The organism is Vibrio sp. 1557 (assembly GCF_033340175.1).
GTDB lineage: Bacteria > Pseudomonadota > Gammaproteobacteria > Enterobacterales > Vibrionaceae > Vibrio > Vibrio alginolyticus.
Window position 1 is genome coordinate 61,789 of record NZ_JAWOVZ010000018.1, and the last position, 21,018, is coordinate 82,806.

Below are 21,018 nucleotides of genomic sequence, written 5' to 3' on the forward strand. Positions count from 1 at the left end.
GGAATAATGTACATCCTAAGGAGATTCTATAGGTGAAAAACACCCTCAATGATCTGTTTAAATCAACAGCGAGAGTTATCCATTTAGGTCACTTTTATAAGGGGCGGCTGATGTGGGAAGCTGGGGAAGAGATTGACGAATATGAATATCGCTTTTCCCACATAGAAAGCAGTGGTTATTTTCCAAAGATGCCTGTCATCCTTCAATCAAACGGTATACCTTGGGATATAGGCAACGCCTATTTATTAGGCCAACTAGAAAAGCCAAATCTCTCAAATATGAGAACACTCACTGCTCGAGCAACTCACTTGAAGTACTACTTACAGTACTTAGAGGACACAGGTCAGCATTTTCTCGATCTTCCCAAGCTTTACTATGAGCGTGCTCCTCAAAAGTTCAGGTTGTTCATGAGTCAAGCTTTGGACAACCACGATTTTAGTGCTGAAAGTATTAATAACGTACTTTCTACTGTTGCCCATTTCTATAAAAACATCCGTTATGAATCGTTAGTGACAGAAGCTAGTTTAGAAAACCAGCCATTCACCGAGATAAGAAAGTCGATCATGACCACTAACCGAGTAGGTTTAGTTCGAAGCACTCAGGTCATTACGAATGACCTCAGAATTAGGAGTAGTCGAAATCATAATTCTCCCATAGGAAAACTAAGCGATGGGGGGAGATTGCGTCCTCTAACCGGAGAAGAGCAACAGATTATTTTTGATGCTTTTAGAAGAAACTACGCCTCGGTAGAGCTTGAGTTAATGATTCGAATCGCACTCGAAACAGGAGCAAGGCAGCAAACCGTATGCACATTAAGCATAGGCTGTATAAAGAAAGCTTACAGTGAATTAGAAACTACTCCGTCAATGACTAATGTTGTTATATATGGTGGTCAACGCTACAAAGCTGATACGAAAGGCAGCAGATTAAATAGGCTGATTTTTAGACGTGAGCTCATTGATGATTTGATGACTTACATCGAGTGTAAGCGTGCGGAAGACCGCAGACGCCATGATAATAGTTTTTATGGTGATACTGATGACAACTATGTGTTTTTAACTCGAAGTGGCAATCCATATTATACCGCTCAACGAGAAATCGTAGACCGTCAAGACCCTAAAGCTTCCTGGAATATTAAAGCCCCTATGATGGTGCCCAAGAATGGTCAATCTCTTCGCAATGAATTAGGACGGTTTATTTTTCGAATCCAAAAATCCGAACTAACCTTTAAAGCCTTCACTTTCCATGATCTCAGGGCGACTATGGGTATGAATATCGTAAGGTCTATGAGATCTAACGGTTATCCTGACTCAAAAATATTCGACCATGTTAGGCAGCATTTAAATCACAGTAATTTTAAAACGACTGAAGGGTATCTCAACTTCGACTCTGATCTTTCCGAGTTTAACGATATACAAGAAGCATTTGGCGATATGATATGTAGAGATGATGATGAATGACTCTATCGATAGCCGTCCCTTAATTGAAGTGAACCCTAAGAACTTGCCCAAAGTGTATGCTCCTCAAGCTGCAGTGGTTAAAGGAGTCAGAGCAGATGGTATGCACTTTAAAGTAGATATTGGCAGAGTGTGTTACCTGGAACGCGCAATGGATTCAGTACGCTCCCTGAGTGGTAAACACTATATCCCCAGTTCAGTTAATACTAAATCTTTATCGTCAGTAAGAGTAGAGTGGCTCCGAAACTATTTGTATACAGCATTTCACAAAGGGTGGCGCGATGAAACGCTTCGGCAGAACCTGCACTGCTTGCGGCACTTTTTTCATTTTTGTGATTTTGAGGGAGGTTCAAAGCCAACCACACTAGACGGGTTGGTGAGTGAATATCAGCGTTATCAAAACATACTTGGCCAAAGGGGCTGTGTGGGTAGTAATTCATCTCTAAAATCATCGTCAGTTTTGAAACGCTTAAATACTGCACGAAGCTTTATTCAATGGGCATTTCAGTTATCTAACAATGAAATTCTTGCTCTTATACCCAAACAACGTAGCCGGCAGTCCAATTCAGTAAACGAAAGTCGATCTGTAAGCCTTCAAGATGGGCAAGACTACTTACGCGCGTGTGCTGCTTATTTCAATCAATTTGCTGACGCTATCTTAGATAATCAATATCCCATTCCAGTGAGCCATCCGCATGATGAACGTGAACATCTATATTGGCATTCAACTTTAGGAACCTCTTTGGTGAGTTTGCCAAACTGCTTTACTAAAAATGGTGATCCGCTCCCTTACCAAGAAATCAAAGATATTCTGGCAAAAAATTTTAAAAGTAAGATCCCAACTAAGTCAGAATTTTATGATAGAGCGCTTGTCCGCAATAGAAACGAATGGGTAAGCGGGAAGTTAACACCTCAAAAGATCTACGCCTATAATTTAAGCGTATTTTGCTTTTTTCAGATCTATCTTGCGTTTACTGCGGCAAATGTTCAGCCCACACTTGATCTTAAAATATCGGATATAAACCTCAGTAAAGTAGGCTTTAGTGCTTTCGCAAAGAAACATAAATTTCGAGCGGGAAGGTCGGTTAGATTTGATGCGCCCAGTCATTTAAAGCGAGAGATAGTAAAATATGTAAGTTTGCGAACGTGGGCTGAAAGTCTTGAACTACCTGGAGATGCGAATGACTACCTATTCGTCAAAATTGGTGAAAATAATAAATTACAACGATTAGACAGAAGTAACGGTAGTACCCTAATAAGAAAATCTCTTCTATTTAAAGGAATCACCAAAGTTTCATCTCGGGATATAAGGCAGCTTGCGGGTGAATATTTTATTCGAAAATCACAAGGGAAAGTTTCTTTGGTCGCAAAGAAACTAAACAACTCGATTGCAACGACAGCAACATCGTATACGTCAATTGATATAGAAACGCAGGCTCAAGAAATGAACCGTTATCACGAAGAGCTGAGTTCTAAAATTCGGTATTTTAATCGCACAACTAATAGCCCCATTCCCGTGATTTTTGCAAATGAAAATGAATCGGAAAGAATAGCTACCGGATCATGCTCTAACATAGATGGGGAGGTGCCTTCGAGAGCCAAGGGGTTTAATGCTAAAGCACCTGAGCCAGCCTGCGGCACGTTTGAAAGTTGTCTTTTCTGTGAATACTTCACAATCCATGAGGATTTTGAAGATATCCATAAACTATTAAGTCTCAAAGAAGCGTTAAATACCACTTCAATGATCAGAAATGATTCAGAGCACCATGAAGCCGTTGTTAAGCCTGCAATATTTCGAATTGACGAAATTTTGGATTTTGTTAGCAATAATAATCATGAGCTTAGAGAAGTCATAAGGCAGGTCGAGGACAAGATAGAAATGGGTAACTTTAATCAACATTGGGGTCGGCAGATTGAAATCTTGCTACGTCGAGCAAACAGTTCCGGAAGAGAGATATAGTTTGTCGAAATTAATGTCGCGTAAGCCAATTGTTATGGAGGTTTACCCACCAAGTGACCTTTCATCCGTAAAGCCTGCTGATAACATGGTGGTTACGATTAACAAAGATGGAAGCCCTAAATCCATATTTTGTGATGATATTTGGGATTATAGTGCTACAAGTTCAACAATTCGATTACTTAATTTCAGAGCAAAACTCGAGAACATTACCCCTGCTGATGGGGGAAGAGTAGAGAGTAAGCATAAATTTGATGTAGCCAATGAATTTCTTAAAACTCTAACGTTACATTGGATAAGTGCAGTTGGTGGCTGCTCAATGTCTAAGCTTAACGGTGATGTGACGGCAGTTTCGTTTTTGATACGTTATTGTCTAGATTGTGGTATTCCCCCTAAGAATATACTCTCTACTCCCGACGCAATAGATTTCCTAACGAGTCGAGCTTCAACAACAAAACAGACAGGGCTATTGCTCGGGAAAATACAACGCATCGCTGATACCGCAACGTCACTCAGCAGTAATATGTTCTGGCAAGAAGTAAGGCCGTCGATTGAATTTATAGACAGATTAAAGAGAACCAGAAAAAAATTCCCAGAAACCACGGAATCAGTACAGACACTCCTCATTCCATCGGAAATCTATCAAAGTGTGCTCAAGAAAACTATCGAAGATCTAGATTGTTTCTTACAACACGAGAAAGCCATAAAGCTTGTCTTTTCTCTGCGAAGTATAGCGAGAGATAAAGGCGTTGAGCTTGATAGAGGTTTGGTAGCGACTGCAATAACAAAGCATCAAAGTCAACGAATCCAATACTACTGGAGAAAATTATTACGTGAAAATGTAGATGCTTCTAAAGCCTTTAAAGAGCTCTATCAAGCTGGTATTTCAAAAAGCGAAAGTTGGGCTGGGCTCGTTGAAAAGCTGAGGGGATGGCAGCTTAGGTGTGCCATTTTAATTTCTGCATTTACTGGTATGCGAAAAAGTGAGTTGTTGGCTATTCCCCTTAATGGATTAAAGACAATCAATACTGAGAGTGGTCCTATTCCTGTCGTTTGGTCGACAACAACAAAGCTTGAACCCAATGGCGTTCCTAGGTTTACTAAGTGGGTGACATGTTCAGCCGTTGAAGTCGCTTTTAAGGTTGCAAAGATAATCTCTGAAGGTGTACTTGAGTGGTCTGGCGACAGGCGAATAAAGGATATCCAAGAGCAAGAAATACCACTTTTCTTGTCGGTTGAACACGGAATAAGCGGTATTCCTCACCGACAATTTCGTTTTACAACAGCCACTTTCAACTTAAGACGTATTAATAAAGATATCTACAAGAAAGAGCTAGAAATCACGGCACAAGATATAGCGGAAACAAGTTGGTTTTTGTATGGGGCGAGTGTACCAAATGCAATCAAGCTGGGTAAGGTTTGGCCTCTTACGTTCCATCAGTTGAGACGGTCAATGACAGTCTATGCGGCAGCTAGCGGAATGGTGTCATATCCTGTTCTCAAGGCGCAGCTTAAACATATCAGCATGGTGATGACAGTATATTACTCAGACTCAAATTCAAGAGCCATAAATATTCTGGGTGATGAAACCGAGATCAAAGCCTTACGTGCTGAGTGGTCAGATGCCAAAGCACGTGCTGAAGCGGATAGCTTCCTCACACTGCTAGAAAGCGAACAGCCATTAGAAGGTATCGCAGGCAAAAGACTGAAAGCCCAAAAGGACAAAGGTGAGTTGCCTCAATTCTTAAAAAAACGTGAGGATACAAAACAAGCGGTAAAAAAGGGAAAATTTCGTTATCGTCCCACACTGGTTGGAGGATGCGTATCTGTGGCGGCTTGTAATAAAGGCGCTGGTGTACTCGCATCCGCCTGTATTAGTTGCGAAAATGCCGTATTTCTGCCTGGTTCCAGAGCCGCACTAGAGCAAACAAAAGAGTTCTATGAGGCTCAGCTAGCCGAAGGCGCTCCCAAGCGTGCGCGACAAGAGTACGAGGCTAATATTAAGCAAATTGATCGTTTTCTGCAGAGGCTCATTGAATCCGAGGAGGTTACTTGAAGACACGAAGTAAAATTGAAAATGAGTATTGGGGAGCCCTTGAACGCTTAAAAAGCGGCAAAACCAAAATTGTCGATACCAAGTCGACGAGATTTAGAATCACTAAAGATGCTGTGGGGCGTGAAGCTGGCCGCGGGAAAGGTTATGTGCGTTATGAAAGATACCCATTACTGTGTGAAGCGATAGCTGATGCAGAGGTGGTTAGAAAGAAAAATGGTCCAGCAACGCCATCGACCAACGCCAAAATTGAGCAGCAGAAAGCGCTAAAACAAAAAGCAATCAGTGACTATAACCAGCTCAAGCAAGCATATGACATGTTAATGACGGAGTATTTAAATGTAGTAAGGCGAAACTTTGAGCTTGAAACCGGGTTGGCTGAGGTTAAGAATGTGAAAATCATCAGAATGCCTAGTGTACGCTAAGTGCTGGTATAAAAATGTTGTATCATTTGCTCTTTGTGTTTTTGAAATTTTCTCGAACAGTCGAGTTGTATCAGGAAGGGAATAAATGAGTGTGTGCTGTACCGATGATGAATACTGTCGAAATTTGATAAATGCGTTTTCGGATATTTTTCCTAATCTAACAATAAAAGGTGACGCTGAGGAGCCATTTTACGAAGCTCCACGGGCAAATACCAATGCAGTTCTTTATTTTAGAAGCAACTATCCACGCAGCCTTTTACATGAAATTTCCCACTATTGTTTAGCTGGCGATCGGCGCAGAAGTTTGGACGATTTTGGTTACTGGTATACCCCGAGCGGAAGAACTGCCGAGGAACAGCAACGTTTTGAAGTGGTTGAAGCTAGGCCACAAGGGTTGGAAAAAGTAATGTGCGAGATAGTCGGGGTTAAGTTTTCACCAAGCCTCGACGATTTTTCAGGACGGCCTCCGTCGGAAAGCTTTCTGCAACATTTGGAACTAGCCTATCAAGAAATGCTGTTAAGTCCGCCGCCTACCGCCAAAAAAGCACTCTATGGCTTAAAAAAGTACATGAAAATCAATGGATTAATTAATTCGTGCGGTTTCTATTTACTTGATACCGAAGGGTGTTGATTTCCTATAACTTGATGTATATACCGAAAGTAGATATTTCATCATAGGAAGTATTAAAAATAGCCGTTGATGGGCTCGATCTTGTTGCCGTTCGGTTTGAGAAAATGGCTTGGTTTATCGATATGTCAAAGTACAGGCATTGATTAGTCCGAATTCGGAAAGCAGCGCTCGGATACGATTCATTAAAGCAGTTCGTTCACGAACCCAATGTTCTCTCATACGGTGCGCCGACAAAATGGCTTGTTACTCAGGGGATTTTACGGGTACGAAGCGGGTAGATGAATGTTGTACAGCTTGGCAAATAGCAACAGCATCATTGAGGTCATTTTTACCTTTTGTACGGTGTGGGACGACATACTTAACCGCCATGATGCGAGCATCATGGCCAAGCCCATGGAGTGTCCTTGCCCAGCAATGCGCTCCACCGCACGCTTCTAAGCCTATACGCATAGTTGGCATATTTGCTAATGTAGGCAGTAGATTAGAGCGGGTAACGGATTTATGCAGGACGACTTTACCTTGCGAGTTTACGACATGAATACTGAAGTGATTTTTAGCTAAGTCGATACCGCCAAAATAAGAATAATCAGACATGGTGCCTCCAGTGCAAATAAGTACCACATAAGAGTGGTCGATCCTCGGGAGGGGGGAATCCATGTCATTCGTTATATTTTTGGGCGTAAAGTGTATAATATGCTTCAATATGTTATTGATGGAAAGAAAAATGAAAGGAATACCAAGTACTCCAACCGATAATTTGTACAAATTCTCAGCTGTTGCAGGGTTATGGTTTTTTGCTGGTTTAGTTGCTAGTTACATTTGGCTTGTAAGTATTGAAATTAAATTAGATGAAGAACTCCAGAAATCGTCTGTATATTGGAGGTCATTGGATGCTAAAAATGATCTTGAGTTGAGATTGATTTCAATAAAAAAGGGAGAGTTAGAATCCAATGAAATAAATTGGATTCCTAAACAGTTTAAGGGTGAGAAAGAGTTGGATTTTATCAGTAATGAAATTTTAAGGCATAACGAGATTATTGAAGAAAATAAGAAGTTTGTGAATACTGACACAGGAAGTAAACTAGCTCTTCTATCTCGAAATGATGTTGTTTTTATGGCCTTTGGTTATATTGTTATAATGTCTTGTCTTTTGGTTTTTGGTTTCTTTGGGTGGTATAAAAACATTCATAAAAAAGATAATGAAATAAAAGATTTGGATATTGAGATAAAAAAGAAAGCGATATACAAAGTTAATCTAGAAATTAACCAAATGAACAATGCTTATAATAGCAATGTATATGATAAACTAAAAAGGTATTCAAAAATTAAATGTAAATAGAAAGAAATATAACAAGAAATTTAAGAGTGATTCCCCACACTTGGTATTTCTGGTTTGAGTCAAGTTCAGGGTTTACGGTATTCAAATTGAGTGTCGTGGTCACGTGGCTCACACCTTAATTGGGCTACATGGACTCCCTCTTTTGTCAACAATAGCTCTCTCTGACAACAGTGGATCGGACAGCAGCTCTACATTCGGTATTTGACAGGCTTTATTGCCATTACCTTGATGATATTCGCTTGGTACCAGCCTCATTCGTTAGACAGTATTTTCGACTTCCCAATTAAACAGGCTTTGGTACCTCGGTCTGACCGTATTGTCATCAATTGCTATTGTGTTGACTCGTTGAGGTTAACCGTTGATATAGTTAACTTTGTACTCGTTTCCCGAAGTCAGTAAAGCCCAGATAATTCGGGCATTTTTAGCAGCTAAAGCGACGGTTGCTCGCTTATAGCCACGACGTTCAACTAATTGTTGTAACCAGAGACTGTTTCTATCCGTTTTATCTTTGCATCTTGCTATAACAGCGCGTGCACCATGAATGAGTAATGTTCGGATGTGTTTGTCGCCTCGTTTGCTTATGCGTCCAAGTTGGATGTGACCGCCAGTGGTATATTGTCTTGGTACTAATCCTATCCATGCGGCAAATTGGCGACTGGAACGAAATTGTTTTCCATCAGAAACGGTAGCAACGATGGCTGTTGTACTATGTTCACCTACGCCAGGAATAGTCATGAGTTTTTTAGCCTCTTTCATCTGACTTACGAGTGTATAAATTTTGCGGTCGTATCGCAGTACTTCGTCGTTGATATCGTGGATGCGATTGACTAAGTCATAAAGCTATTCGCGAGCCAGCGTAGGTAATCCATTTTCCGCATCTTCAAGAATACTGGGAATGGTATTTTGGAGCGGGTATCGACCTTGAGGAATAATAATACCGAATTCAGAAAGTAATCCACGTAACTGATTAATGGTGGCGGTGCGGTTTTTATTCAGACCCTGTCGAATACGGTGAAGGGTAAGAACAGCTTGTTGCTCTGCCCTTTTAATGGAGACAAATCGTGTTTTAGGTCGGCTGACTGCTTCACATATGGCTTCAGCGTCGTTGGCATCGTTCTTTTCACTTTGTCGATAAGGGATAACAAATTTAGAAGCCATAATGCGAGGGGTATGGCCAAGCTTGCTTAGTTCTCTAGCCCAATGATGAGCGCCAGAGCAAGCTTCCATACCGACTAAGCAGGGCGGTAAGTTGGCGAATATATCTAACAGTTTGTTTCTTTTAACAGTTTTGCGTAGTACACACTTGCCATATGCATCAACGCCATGAATACTGAAGACATTCTTGGCGAGGTCAATGCCAATAGTTTGAATGGTGGACATAGTCATTATGCCACTACAATTCTCAAGGTAATTGAGCATGATAATCAAGTAACCATTACCGCTTACCACCTTCTGGATGCACAAAAAATAACCACCCTTAATGCTTTGAGTCTTGGTGGAGAGAAGGCATAGTCAGGTGATTACTAACTAACAAGGGTGTCTAGAAATGAGTTACAACTAGTATGCTACTTTAATACTCCGTTGTAGCACGATTCAGACTTGGTAGCAGCAATTAGTATGACTCTTTATCTTTTTCTTTGAGCACGTTTAATTTAAAACGGTACGAACAGTGTTAATTGGCTGTTTAGCATGAGACTTTATTACTAACCCTAGCCAACAGTGGGGAACAGATGGAGCCAGCTCAGCCCCGGTTTACTCGAAGATAGACATAACGATTTCGCTTTGCTCTAAATGCTTGATATTTAAATTAAAAAATGTCTTTAAAACCTCAAGGTGAGATGCCAACGATTGACTGGTAATGATTTGAGATATTGAACTCTCTAGTAAATACAGTTAGTCAGTAGGAAACTCATCTGCAATACTGACTCTGAGGGTAAATCAGAGTCAGATGTTCTAGCTATAGTGCATCCTACATCATAACTGAATTATCGAGTAATGTAGTACCTTAAATAAATTATTCACCTCTTTTGATATACAAGCGAGATATTACAAAATCACCGGATGATTCAACTTTCGCAGTTTCATTTCGAATATATTCAGAGTAAAGACAGGTAACATTGGGGTAGTTAAAACTACAAAGTATTGCGGCTAAAATGTGTGGCTTTGGCCCAAATGGAATGATTGAGACGTTATACTCAGAACGAAGAGGGGAGAGCATTTGTGACATGTTATCGTAACACGTAGCAATACTATTAATTGGCAGCTTTATAAGTTTATCTTCACCTCCAAGGTAGTGTGAAATAAAGTCTTTATTTTTTTCTAAACAAGTATTTTCATAATCATAGGTTGCTGCTGGTGCAGCCATAATACCAAAGCATTTGTTTGGGTTTAATAAGTTATACAATCTTTGTGGCCCATATCTATCAAAGCCAAGCATAAATATTGCTGCATTATGTCTTTTGGTTAATGAAATACCTTCACACCCCGGAATTATGCGCAACTCACCTAGTTCAACGTTAAGATCTAAATTTTTATATACTGCAGTTGCGTATGTTAAATCAACGATTACTCTTACTTCACAGAAATTTACTAGATAGTTCAAGACTGCTGCATACCAAGCTCGAGACATCGAAGTATAATCAATTAATATTTTTATTTCAGTACGGTTAATTTTATTAATTGTTTCACTTAGTGTTTTTTGTATTTCAGAGATTTCTCGCTGTGAAATTTCTAGTAATTTGAAACCAGTCCAGTTTTCCGAAAAGTAATTCAAGCTATCTGCTCGAACCGGATCTTCTTTATGTTGGTCAAAAGCTAACACAATGACATGATCGATATTATCTTTATGTAACCGTGTAGCTACATCAATACAGCGCTCTTCGTATCCACAAGAAAATAATGCGATATCATACTCTGACTGACTTAGCTCACCTATTGACAAGTCATCTACATGTAATTTATTCATCATTTCCCTCCAAATCTAAACTATATTGCCCATCATCATTTTTCTTATTTATTGCTTTAAATCGGCTGTAAGAATGATTGTTCATTATCACAGACAGTTTGATGGAGTTTCCTTTTCTTGGCATTAAGTAAAAATGAGGTGATAAACAAAAAGCCAAGGCGAATCTACCTTTTCTATTTGGCATTTTGTTGTCATTGTCCAATCCCCTAAAATCAGGATAAATCAATCCTAGATCTACAGCTGTTTCTATATATTTCCATACTCTATCGTCTTCAACATCGAATGAGAATGAGCTGTATGTATCTGTATTTATCTTGTCTGTATGTAGTTTGTCTTTTAAGAATCTACCAATTGTTGTAAACAGATCGAAGGCTTTCTTGCCATCAACCTCTAGGTTTAGACCGTCTAGCTCTGAGTATGAAAACTCTTTTAGTTTCGCCCCTTGTTCCTTGTCTGATAGAGGCTTAAGCTCAGTGCAAGACTCAATATTCTTTGAAAAAAGATAATTAAATAGCCTTAATAGTCGACGCGGGTTTCCATCTGCACATCTTACTACCAGTGAGTACCCAGAGAATATAAATGGTGAAGCATTACCTTTGTAACGCTGAAAGGAGTCCTTTAATATCAACGTCCCTCTCAATTTTCTTGATACTGAACTTTCGAAAAGAGAATAGTCTTCTTCCAGTAACCTTTCCGCTCTTTTTATCGTACTGGAGTCACAATATTCTCTCACCTTCTCCATCAATTTTTCATCAGGAAGAGCATCTTTAGGGGAGTCAATTAAGATCGAATTTCCTAAAAGAGACTTTAGGGTGATATCTTTGTTTATAATAGATGAACTTTCTATTCTTTTTTTAAATAACTTCTCTGCGAAATTTTCAAAGAAATTATTAGAGTTACTCTTTGAACTACCATGAAGACCTTGCTTATCAATATTTAAATAATCAAAGTCGTGACCCATGTTTAATGGAGTACCCGTATCAGTTTCCAGAGTATAGTGTCGGTATGGCATTGTTGTTATTTTGAACACGATTTCGTTATATGACCTCATATGCGTGTTCAATATTCTATGATGTTCTTTTGTTAAGAATTCAGCCTCATCAATGCAAACACAGAATGTGGAAGCATTAGAAAGTCCGATTTCTTTTCTTACTGTCGATAGGGCCATTATTAAAGGCTTAAATAAATCAGTATTGAAGTTAAGCCCTACCATAAGATCATCATTACTTAATTCTAGACCTAATTTTATTTTATTAAATATAATATTTTTCTTATATTCAACGATCTCTAGTTCATCATAAATGTCAGTAATTGTATTTAATTTTTTAGACAACCATAGCTCAGATATTTTATTGCAAATAGCTTTCTCTTTGATAACTCTATCTACTTCATCCTCAATATATGAATGAAGGCAACTTCTTATGGTATCTAGAAACCGTGCGCATGAAGATAAGTTCAAGCTCCACTTAAAAAGCTGATTATTATCGTCAATGTCACCAATTGAGTTTACCCACTCAACTTTCAAGGGGATATAAGTCGCAATAAATGAACGTTCATCTATGACTTGCTTTGCTTTATCATCGTTCAACTTAGTAAGGCACTCATGAGAAAGCATTTTAATTAGTGCAGTCTTACCCGAGCCTCTAGAGCCTAGTATGATATGGTTTTTGTTGGATATTAGCGATTCAAATGCTGGAGTCCAAACAAATTCTTCAGCTAGTTGGTTAGAAGTGAAGTATCTAGCATTAGAGTGTTCAAATATATTATTAAACCCAAATAAATTATGCATATTAGTTTCCCTTCAGCAAAATGAATAACTCATCTTGTCCCGGAGTTTTAAATATTGTAAACCCAACTTCAGCCGATAACTCTACAATAGTCTTTTCAAGTAGTTTTCTCGAAGTATATATAATGTCAGCGCAATGGTTAGATAGTTCACTCCACCTTACATGTGTCTGAGTCTCGAAAAAACATTCAATAGACTCTTTTAGTTGCTTTTTTAGCTCAATAGGTGACATGCGATTACCAAAAAACTCCTTATGAGGTATACCGTTAATGGACTCATCTTTTGTCCACCCATGTCCTGTATTGTGTGACCAACTCACTACCTTTCCTAAAGGTGTTTTGTTAATGTCGCAAATTTTATCGATTTCAATTTGATGGATTGTGTTCGGTACCCCTTGGAACCACCTGTCATCCAAACGTGCAGAGAAACTACCAGCGCAAAGTATATTAATGGGATGTTGGTAGTCATCGGAGTACTGTGCGAGCCTAGGTATATGTTTATGTCCATGTACGATAAAATTAACGTTATGCTTAGAAGCAATTTCCATCAGGGTAGCTGCGTTTTGTAAGATGCTATGGTCAGCAGTGTCAAAAGGTAAGTCAGGCTGCTGGATTGGATGGTGATGGACGACTAGCAGATTAATTTTATCACTATATGCAATCTGTAGTTCTTGCAGCTTTGTGTCCAGCTCTGTTAAGTCCTGTCTGCGAATAACACCGTGATGAGGTTTTTTATCATAATGGTCAAAAACCGAACTATTTACACCAATGATATTTAGGTTCTCATCACTCCAAATAGCAAAATATGGCTCATTGTAATAACAGCCGAAATGAGCACGATCTAAGCATTGTTTAAAAAAGTCATTGAAACGCAAGTTGTTATATTTACGCTCAATAGTCACGTTGATGTTTTCTTGTGAGGTCATTGAGAGTTCTTCTTCAATCCAGTTGCCATCGTGGTTCCCTGGAACGAAAAAGATTTTTTCTTGTTCTACTCCTAGAATTATCGCTATTTCTTTCAAGCGCGTAGATGCGAGTTCAAATTCTTCTCTAGTTGCTCTATTGGTGATGTCACCTGCGACAACAAGATAGTCGGCTCGAATGTTTTCTTGTTTAACAAGCTGCCTTAGTTCATTTAGAAACTGATTTTTTACAGCGTTGTTAGAGCTTCCTACTGCAAACTCATTTGAAACAGCCGCATCACCAACATGTAAATCACTAATGATTATTATTTTCATATATGCCAGACACTTACAGGTATACCAATACTGTTTCATGATATCACAGTTGTGTAACTTGTAGGGAATACATTCAGGAATTGTAGGTTTTTAACAATTATGATTTTAGGTGAGTGATAAATGAGATAATGTTTAGAAGCTAAGAGTTAGGTCCAGTGAGGGAATTAGCCTACTAAACATTGCGTAGTGCGTAGTTTTCTCGAGCTCAACTTTATAGAGAATACTAGAAGCTTAATGAAAATTAGGGCATATATAGCCCTAATTTCGTTAGGTACAAATTGAACTAGCTCTCAATAGCTGGTTGAAGAAGTAAAGAGTCATTGCAGTCAAGGCAGAGAGCTAATATCCCTTTACGGGATTCAAGTAACTCTAAGTTGGGACTGCCGCACTTTGCACAACGCTTTACATTTGCTCCTATTTTATCTGAGGTAGCACTGACATTCTGCTTGTCGAGCTGAAGTATCTGGTCAAAAAACTGCTCTATAGTCAGAACTATATCGCCAACTGATTGGTAAAAGTCTAAGTTTAAGTGTACCAAAAGTTTATCGTATACAACGTTTGACAAGTTTGATTTTTCCGTATTGTATGGTCGATCCCATTTATTTGCTGTCCATCCCTGCTTTTTGTAGTAAGCAACTGATGATTCAATTTTAGAAGGGATCGTATTCGTAGCATGTGGCTTCCCTTGAGACTTTCCTGTCATATAGAAATACGCCGCATCTTTTACACTTTTTCTAATATGAGGTGCCAACTGAGCGACACTCATCTGCGTTAGCATTTTACGTACTACGTCGTATGTTTTTTGGGGAGGTTCAGCCAAATCAGCTTCTTGACAGAAATAGCTTAAAAAGGCCATAGCTTCCGCTACTTCAATATGCTCCACTAGATTACATAGCTGTTCAATATCCTTTTTTTGTACTTCGGTGTTCCCATTCATAATCTGCTCAAAGTCAGAAATGATATGGCGATAAAGAACTTCATTAGTTAAAGAGTCGGAGGCGCCTACATATATATTAGCTTTGTAAACTTGCCTGCTAGTAAGCATCCTTTCAGAAGGGTTCAAAACAACGTCAGTTGGCAAGTTTTCTAAGACAGGAAAAATTACACCCTTATCAAGCAAACGCGAATAGATGGCTTTATCAAGTACCCCAGCAGGTGAAAGTATTGAATTTGCACTAGCAACTATTTGTGATGGCAAGAAATCACGGTTCCCTAACGGAATTAGACTTGCTAGGTAAATTTTATCAACTAGAGATAAAGCGTCATAAGACAGCTTCACCGATGGTATTGGATAAACCTCTTTCAGTTTGTCTAAATTTTCTTTGTATCGGAGTTCGAGCGCTTCTCTTTCTTTACGCCTCTTTTCCTGCCTTTCAGATTCACAGTGCTCACAAGGGCACATTGGGTCTGCTCTTATTTCGTTGACCTGATGATTACATTTAGGACATACATATTCTCTTAATCTACTCGACTTAGATGTTGGCCTTTCTAAAACATCATTTGAGCAAAGCTGACATGCAACACCAGTTCGAAGCAATGGAAACTGGTTGACAAGGGCACTTGGCGCTAGAGCACCTAGATCGTATAGCTCTATTATTTCAGAGTTCTTGAGTTCGTTGTTACGGTACATTTCATAGCATTCGAAGACTTGCTCTTCAGTCAAATGCGAAAATATCGGATTAGTTACGGTGTCTTTTACCATAGACATCTCTATAAGGTGATGTTCTCTATTAGCTAGAGAGTGGTTAATAATTGCAATGACTTACAAAAGGTTTTGGAAGCATTTTTGGAGTGGAACAAACTAAAGGCTTTAGTTCTTCCGGTCTTTTCTATTCATTCGTTCAGGTACCACAAAATGCTTATCTATTGCCTTGATCTTACATCGGTACAAACTCACTTCGGGGCATAAACGTACCGGTTTAAGTAAATCACATCCGCCACACATTGATTTTGATGTACAAATCAGTTTCTCACAGTCTTTTTTGTACACTTTTAAGCACATTTACTGTTCTTAGGTTGTTTTTATTATTTCTCTATATATCATATATTTATATATGTACATTAATGCTTATGATGTTATTAGAGCTCTCGCATTGGTGTGTGGCTGGTCCAGAGCGTCGTTTGCTGGAAGATTTTGGTTATTGGTATGAACCTGATGGGCGAACAGCAGAAGTTCAAGCGGAGTTTGAGAAAGTTGAAGTGCGACCTCAAGCTTATGAATGGATTCTGGCACAAAGCGCTGGCTTCCCTTTTACGGTGAGTTGTGACAATCTACACGGCGATTTTGAACCAGATAGGCTCGGCTTTATGAAAAAAGTGCATAAAGAAGTGCTAGGTATTTTGGACGTTGGCTTGCCTTTGCGAGTGAAAATGCTTTCTGATGCCCTGCGCGCATTTTATCAAACTAAGCCACTGGAAGCGTCGGACTTTTGCGTTAAATAACCACTAATAACCTCAGAGATACACCATGATTATTGAATTTGAAGAAAAACTACTGGAACTGATTGATGCTCGAATTGAAACAGCATCTGACGATGAATTGTTTGCTGGTGGTTATTTACGTGGTCACATCTCTTTATCCGCGGCGTCTTGTGAAGAAGAAGGGATTAGCGATATTACTGAGCTGAAGTCACGCATTGAGAGCAGCTTAGAAAATGCGCGTACCGAGTTAAGCCCGGCCGATCGCGTGATTGTCAGTGATTTGTGGCAGGAGCTCCAGGCTCAGGCTTAGTCCCTAAGCAGCGTTCTCCCTTTATTTAATCCTAGTCATTTACTACTTCGAAAAATTCGAACCTCTCCATAAAATTTTTGTGGTTGTAGCGAAACTGTTCAACTTTTATTCTGATCAGCATAAAACGTGAACAAAGGATTACAACCATGAAAATTGTCGCATTTGGTGCATCTACCAGCTCTACCTCAATCAACAAACTACTTGCTACATACGCAGCAAATCAAGTCGAAGGCGCTCAAGTGAATGTTCTAGACTTAAACGATTATCAAGCGCCAATGTTTAGCGAGGACAAAGAGAAAGAAATAGGTCAAGCTGAAGGGGCTGTCGCGTTTTTACGTGACTTGGCGGAGGCTGACGCTCTCGTTGTTTCCTTCGCAGAGCACAACGGTTCGTACCCAGCGGCCTATAAAAACTTGTTCGATTGGGCGACGCGCATTGAGCGTAATGTATTTCAAAACAAACCTGTCGTTTATTTAGCAACTTCCCCAGGTCCCGGTGGTGCGCAAAGTGTTCTTGCGGCGGCGACAGGTTCTGCACAATTTTTTGGCGCGGATGTAAAGGCATCGTTATCTGTGCCGAGCTTCTACGAAAATTTTGACGTGGAATCGGGTAAGGTTGTAAACCCAGAAGTGGCAGAGCAAGTGAAACAGGCAGTTGCACTGCTGAAGTAATCTCAGTACGAGCGACTTAATGAGTTAGCGATTCCCGACACGTGTCTGTGTCGGGAATCAAAACAGAGAATACTCTTACAGCTCGGTAATGGCTTTGCCTTTTCTTAGTTTACGAACCCACATTCGACTTGGGTGAAGTTCGGTCAATACATCAACCGGTAATGGCAGCGGGTCCCCACAGATCTGGGAGGCCAACACTTCAGCTAATAATGGTGCAGAGCTCAGTCCACGAGATCCTAAACCTAAGAAGCAGAATAGGTTAGGGTACTGATGAATGGTTTCTACCTCTTCTTCTTTTTGATTTTGTAAGTTGGTGTATTGCGTTTTGATCGTCTCAAAGTCACCCACATTTCCGACAAATGGTAAGTGATCTCGGCTAACACAACGAATACCTTGGCGAGATTGATTACCAGTGATATCTACCTCTTTTGCCCATGTTTGATTCGGTACACATTTCACTAGCTTTTCTGCATTATCTTTTTGGGCGTTTTCATCAAATTCGTAGTCAAGGTGACTGCGGTCGTAGCTTGCACCGATACACAAGTGTTGATTACTTGGGTTAACAGGTGTCATGTAACCGTCGTAACACAACACCGTTTTCAGCTGACTCAGCGTTTCGGTTGCTGGCGCATGACTGACTTGTCCTTTCACCTGCCCCATTGGGAGGGAAGCGGTTTGACTCAATGTCTGGAACTCATGGCCGTTCGCAATCACAACCGTTGAGTGCTCAAATGTTTGACCACTCGCTGTTAGTAGCCAGAGCTGACGCTTTTCATCCCAATCTAATGCCTCAACATGGTGTTCAAACTTCGTTGAGAGTAACGACGTCTTCTCCAATTGTTTTATTAACCCACGAGTTAACTCGGCAGGGCACAGCCACCCTCCCATTGGGTAGTGCACAGATGCCATATCAATAGGTAACCCGATAGTGTTCGCAGTCTCCTCGGCGGACAGCTTGTGAATGAGCTCTGGTGTGAAGTTACCCGCAAGTATTTTCTCCAGTTTGTCTGTGGATTTGTCATCCCACATCAACTGAGTTACGCCACACCAGTCATGATCAAAATCGATCTCTTGTGCTGCTTGTTCAACAAACTGACGTGCGAACAAAAATGCAGGAGCAAACACACGCGAAACGCCAGTATGGGGACCGTTCAACAATGGATACACGGCCCCTTGACGATTACCCGACGCTCCTTTGGCTGGTTGTTTGTCTTTACAGTAAAGGGTGACGTTTTGGCCACGACGAACTAACGTTTTCGCTAACGCCGCGCTGGCTATACCACCGCCAATGATGGCAATCGAATCAAGATTGCTAGATGCTGTGCGATTGAACCAAGGGAGATGGTTCGACTGCTTTTCACGTTGCTCCATAGAGCCGGCGATCATTTCTCGCTTAGTGCCGAAACCTTTCACCTTTTTCATTGTAAAGCCAGCTTCGTTCAAACCACGACGTACAAAGCCTGCTGCGGTAAACGTGGCAACTGTACAATCTTGCTTGGCTAGCTTTGCCATGTTGTTGAACAGGCCTTGGTTCCACATCTCTGGGTTTTTGCTTGGCGCGAATCCATCTAAGAACCAAGCATCAATCAAACCTTGTTCGTTGTATGGGACTTGCGGCATGCAGTCTTTAATGTCACCAAACCAAAGGTCGAGTGTGATTGCGCCGTCTTCTAAAACGATGCGATGACACTCCGGCACAGCGGCAGGGTAGTGCTTTTGTAACTTTTCCGCGTATTCAGCTAGCTCAGGCCAAGCTTCATGCGCCTTCTTTAAATCGGCTTTGCTTAATGGGTATTTTTCAAAGCTAATAAAATGCAGCTCTTTCAATGTTGCGTCCGGATGCTGACGACGAAACTCACTAAACCACTGGCATACTGCTAAGAAGTTTAATCCCGTGCCAAATCCTGTTTCACCAATGACAAAACGTCTTTGGTCAAATTCCTGCCATCTTTCTGGGAGATGATTTTGTTTTAAGAAAACGTAGCGTGTCTCTTCAAGACCGTTTACGTTAGAGAAGTAAACATCATCAAATTGGTCTGAAACCGGAGTACCAGCTTCGTTCCAACCAAGTTCTGCGTTTTTTATTGAAGTCATAATGGTGCAAATTTGTGATTTGGCGCGGTAAGAATGGGGCGATTGTACGAATTTATGGGAAAGCTGACCACTTTTGTTGACTATCTTAGTTATCATCTAGCGGATTTTTGAATTATAGGAATGTCATAATGAAACGAGTCGTAATCACCGGTATGGGTATTGTTTCAAGTATCGGTAACAACGTCGAAGAAGTTCTAGCGTCTCTTAAAGCGGGCAAATCTGGCATCACTGCATCTGAGCAGTTCAAAGAACACGGTCTTCGTTCGCAAGTATGGGGTGATCTAAAAATCAACCCGGCGGAACACATCGACCGTAAGCAGATGCGCTTTATGGGTGATGCGGCTGCTTATGCATACCTATCAATGGAGCAGGCAATCGCAGACGCTGGTCTTACAGAAGAGCAGGTTTCAAACGATCGTACCGGTATCGTTGCAGGTTCTGGCGGTGCTTCTGCATACAATCAAACGGTAGCGACAGACACGATGCGCGCCAAAGGCGTAAAGCGAGTTGGTCCTTACATGGTTCCTCGTACTATGTCTTCTACTGTTTCTGCTTGTCTTGCTACGCCATTTAAGATTCGTGGCGTGAACTACTCAATGAGCTCTGCATGTGCAACATCTGCACACTGTATCGGCCATGCTATGGAGCTTATTCAACTAGGCAAACAAGATATTGTTTTTGCTGGTGGCGGCGAAGAGCTAGATTGGTCTCAAACTATGATGTTTGATGCGATGGGCGCACTGTCAACCAAATACAATGACACGCCAGACAAAGCATCTCGTACATACGATGCAGACCGTGACGGTTTTGTTATCTCGGGCGGCGGCGGCATGCTGGTTATTGAAGAACTAGAGCACGCACTGGCACGTGGTGCGAAAATCTACGGTGAAATCGTAGGTTACGGTGCGACATCAGATGGCTACGACATGGTAGCGCCATCAGGTGAAGGCGCAATTCGTTGTATGAAGATGGCGATGCAAGACGTTGATGGTGTGGATTACATCAACACGCACGGCACATCGACACCAGTTGGTGACGTGAAAGAGCTTGGTGCTATCCAACAATTGTTTGGTGAGAACAGCCCTGCAATCTCTGCAACAAAAGCAATGACTGGCCACGCACTCGGCGCAGCGGGCGTGCACGAAGCGATTTACTCAACACTTATGCTAGACAAAAACTTCATTGCTCCAAGCATCAATATTTCAAACTTGGACGAAGCAGCACAAGGTCTGGACATCGTGACAGAAGCACGTGATGCAGAGCTAACGACCGTAATGTCAAACAGCTTTGGCTTTGGCGGCACAAACGCAACTTTGGTTATTAAAAAGTACCAAGGTTAACTGAATTTGTTGGCGCCTTGCGAGAGTACTGTAAACGCCAACAATCCAGTTTCCAGAGCTTGATCAGTCACACTGATCGAACAGACGCAGACTCTATCCCATGGAGAGCGGGATAGGATCCTTTTGTTCTGGAACTTTGCCCGGCTATTTAGCCGGGCTTTTTCTTTTCTCTGTTTCTGCTTTTCTCTAGGCTTCCCGTCAATCGATTCTATAGGAGTTACCTCCTTGAGGTTTATTGGTGTTATATCTTGAGATTTTTCGGGAAAAGGGCACAATCGCTTTAGTTTCGCATCTTGCGAATAAACGAACTCTTACAAATGGATGTTAGAACG

Annotated in this window: 14 protein-coding genes and 3 pseudogenes; 10 read left to right on the plus strand and 7 right to left on the minus strand. The window is 40.8% G+C overall.

Going from position 1 to position 21,018, the window contains the following annotated elements; genetic code table 11:
* Window positions 1–32 precede the first annotated feature (32 nt).
* The 5 genes from R7070_RS18350 to R7070_RS18370 all read left to right on the plus strand — a co-directional run bounded on the left by R7070_RS18350 (window position 33) and on the right by R7070_RS18370 (window position 6,523).
* Window positions 33–1,460, plus strand: a complete 1,428-nt coding sequence (locus R7070_RS18350; RefSeq protein WP_256900739.1) for a tyrosine-type recombinase/integrase — start codon at window positions 33–35, stop codon at window positions 1,458–1,460.
* Window positions 1,447–3,417: a hypothetical protein gene (locus R7070_RS18355; RefSeq protein WP_262592367.1), complete on the plus strand. Its 1,971-nt coding sequence runs from the start codon at window positions 1,447–1,449 to the stop codon at window positions 3,415–3,417. The genes R7070_RS18350 and R7070_RS18355 overlap by 14 nt, the downstream gene beginning before the upstream one ends.
* A 1-nt stretch (window position 3,418) precedes the next feature.
* Window positions 3,419–5,470 (plus strand): hypothetical protein, encoded by a 2,052-nt coding sequence (locus R7070_RS18360; protein WP_256900741.1) that lies wholly within the window; start codon window positions 3,419–3,421, stop codon window positions 5,468–5,470.
* Window positions 5,467–5,892 (plus strand): hypothetical protein, encoded by a 426-nt coding sequence (locus tag R7070_RS18365; protein ID WP_256900742.1) that lies wholly within the window; start codon window positions 5,467–5,469, stop codon window positions 5,890–5,892. Before R7070_RS18360 ends, R7070_RS18365 begins: the two co-directional genes overlap by 4 nt.
* Before the next feature lie 85 nt (window positions 5,893–5,977).
* Window positions 5,978–6,523 (plus strand): elongation factor P hydroxylase, encoded by a 546-nt coding sequence (locus R7070_RS18370; RefSeq protein ID WP_256900743.1) that lies wholly within the window; start codon window positions 5,978–5,980, stop codon window positions 6,521–6,523.
* Between the two features lie 144 nt (window positions 6,524–6,667).
* Here the strand turns inward: R7070_RS18370 and R7070_RS18375 are convergent.
* Window positions 6,668–7,117: pseudogene (locus R7070_RS18375) on the minus strand (IS110 family transposase); the annotation flags it as partial.
* A 130-nt stretch (window positions 7,118–7,247) separates the two neighbouring features.
* Between R7070_RS18375 and R7070_RS18380 the strand changes: the two are divergent.
* The gene (locus R7070_RS18380; protein WP_256900744.1) at window positions 7,248–7,862 is read left to right on the plus strand and encodes a hypothetical protein; all 615 of its coding nucleotides are present in this window, start codon (window positions 7,248–7,250) and stop codon (window positions 7,860–7,862) included.
* 351 nt (window positions 7,863–8,213) lie between these two features.
* Here R7070_RS18380 and R7070_RS18385 read toward each other — a convergent pair.
* The 5 genes and pseudogenes from R7070_RS18385 to R7070_RS18405 all read right to left on the minus strand — a co-directional run bounded on the left by R7070_RS18385 (window position 8,214) and on the right by R7070_RS18405 (window position 15,552).
* Window positions 8,214–9,242, minus strand: a pseudogene (locus R7070_RS18385) (IS110 family transposase).
* Window positions 9,243–9,876: 634 nt separating this feature from the next.
* Window positions 9,877–10,830 carry a hypothetical protein gene (locus R7070_RS18390; protein ID WP_262592369.1) on the minus strand — a complete coding sequence of 318 codons (954 nt, stop codon included), beginning with the start codon at window positions 10,828–10,830 and terminating at the stop codon, window positions 9,877–9,879.
* The gene (locus R7070_RS18395) at window positions 10,820–12,616 is read right to left on the minus strand and encodes a hypothetical protein (protein WP_256900746.1); all 1,797 of its coding nucleotides are present in this window, start codon (window positions 12,614–12,616) and stop codon (window positions 10,820–10,822) included. Before R7070_RS18395 ends, R7070_RS18390 begins: the two co-directional genes overlap by 11 nt.
* A 1-nt stretch (window position 12,617) precedes the next feature.
* Window positions 12,618–13,850 (minus strand): metallophosphoesterase family protein, encoded by a 1,233-nt coding sequence (locus R7070_RS18400; protein ID WP_256900747.1) that lies wholly within the window; start codon window positions 13,848–13,850, stop codon window positions 12,618–12,620.
* A gap of 283 nt (window positions 13,851–14,133) precedes the next feature.
* A complete protein-coding gene (locus R7070_RS18405; protein ID WP_318141269.1) occupies window positions 14,134–15,552 on the minus strand; it encodes a hypothetical protein in 1,419 nt (472 codons plus the stop codon).
* A 374-nt stretch (window positions 15,553–15,926) separates the two neighbouring features.
* Between R7070_RS18405 and R7070_RS18410 the strand changes: the two are divergent.
* The 3 genes and pseudogenes from R7070_RS18410 to R7070_RS18420 all read left to right on the plus strand — a co-directional run.
* A pseudogene (locus tag R7070_RS18410) lies at window positions 15,927–16,292 on the plus strand (elongation factor P hydroxylase); the annotation flags it as partial.
* A 25-nt stretch (window positions 16,293–16,317) separates the two neighbouring features.
* Complete coding sequence (locus tag R7070_RS18415; RefSeq protein ID WP_017635933.1) at window positions 16,318–16,581, plus strand: YfcL family protein; 264 nt, start codon at window positions 16,318–16,320, stop codon at window positions 16,579–16,581.
* Between the two features lie 146 nt (window positions 16,582–16,727).
* A complete protein-coding gene (locus tag R7070_RS18420) occupies window positions 16,728–17,252 on the plus strand; it encodes an NADPH-dependent FMN reductase (protein ID WP_005380552.1) in 525 nt (174 codons plus the stop codon).
* A gap of 75 nt (window positions 17,253–17,327) precedes the next feature.
* On the opposite strand, the gene mnmC is transcribed toward R7070_RS18420, so the two are convergent.
* Window positions 17,328–19,346: a bifunctional tRNA (5-methylaminomethyl-2-thiouridine)(34)-methyltransferase MnmD/FAD-dependent 5-carboxymethylaminomethyl-2-thiouridine(34) oxidoreductase MnmC gene (gene mnmC / locus R7070_RS18425; protein WP_017820802.1), complete on the minus strand. Its 2,019-nt coding sequence runs from the start codon at window positions 19,344–19,346 to the stop codon at window positions 17,328–17,330.
* 128 nt (window positions 19,347–19,474) lie between these two features.
* Between mnmC and fabB the strand changes: the two genes are divergently transcribed.
* Entirely contained in the window at window positions 19,475–20,686 is a 1,212-nt protein-coding gene (gene fabB, locus R7070_RS18430; protein ID WP_005380557.1) for a beta-ketoacyl-ACP synthase I, read from the plus strand.
* Window positions 20,687–21,018 lie beyond the last annotated feature (332 nt).

Bases quoted from the DNA above. Each gene is read 5' to 3' on its own strand.
- R7070_RS18380 (WP_256900744.1), top strand. From the start codon at position 7,248: ATGAAAGGAATACCAAGTACTCCAACCGATAATTTGTACAAATTCTCA.
- R7070_RS18420 (WP_005380552.1), top strand. From the start codon at position 16,728: ATGAAAATTGTCGCATTTGGTGCATCTACCAGCTCTACCTCAATCAAC.
- R7070_RS18355 (WP_262592367.1), top strand. From the start codon at position 1,447: ATGATGATGAATGACTCTATCGATAGCCGTCCCTTAATTGAAGTGAAC.
- mnmC (WP_017820802.1), bottom strand. From the start codon at position 19,346: ATGACTTCAATAAAAAACGCAGAACTTGGTTGGAACGAAGCTGGTACT.
- R7070_RS18400 (WP_256900747.1), bottom strand. From the start codon at position 13,850: ATGAAAATAATAATCATTAGTGATTTACATGTTGGTGATGCGGCTGTT.
- R7070_RS18370 (WP_256900743.1), top strand. From the start codon at position 5,978: ATGAGTGTGTGCTGTACCGATGATGAATACTGTCGAAATTTGATAAAT.
- R7070_RS18415 (WP_017635933.1), top strand. From the start codon at position 16,318: ATGATTATTGAATTTGAAGAAAAACTACTGGAACTGATTGATGCTCGA.
- R7070_RS18405 (WP_318141269.1), bottom strand. From the start codon at position 15,552: ATGGTAAAAGACACCGTAACTAATCCGATATTTTCGCATTTGACTGAA.
- R7070_RS18395 (WP_256900746.1), bottom strand. From the start codon at position 12,616: ATGCATAATTTATTTGGGTTTAATAATATATTTGAACACTCTAATGCT.
- fabB (WP_005380557.1), top strand. From the start codon at position 19,475: ATGAAACGAGTCGTAATCACCGGTATGGGTATTGTTTCAAGTATCGGT.
- R7070_RS18390 (WP_262592369.1), bottom strand. From the start codon at position 10,830: ATGATGAATAAATTACATGTAGATGACTTGTCAATAGGTGAGCTAAGT.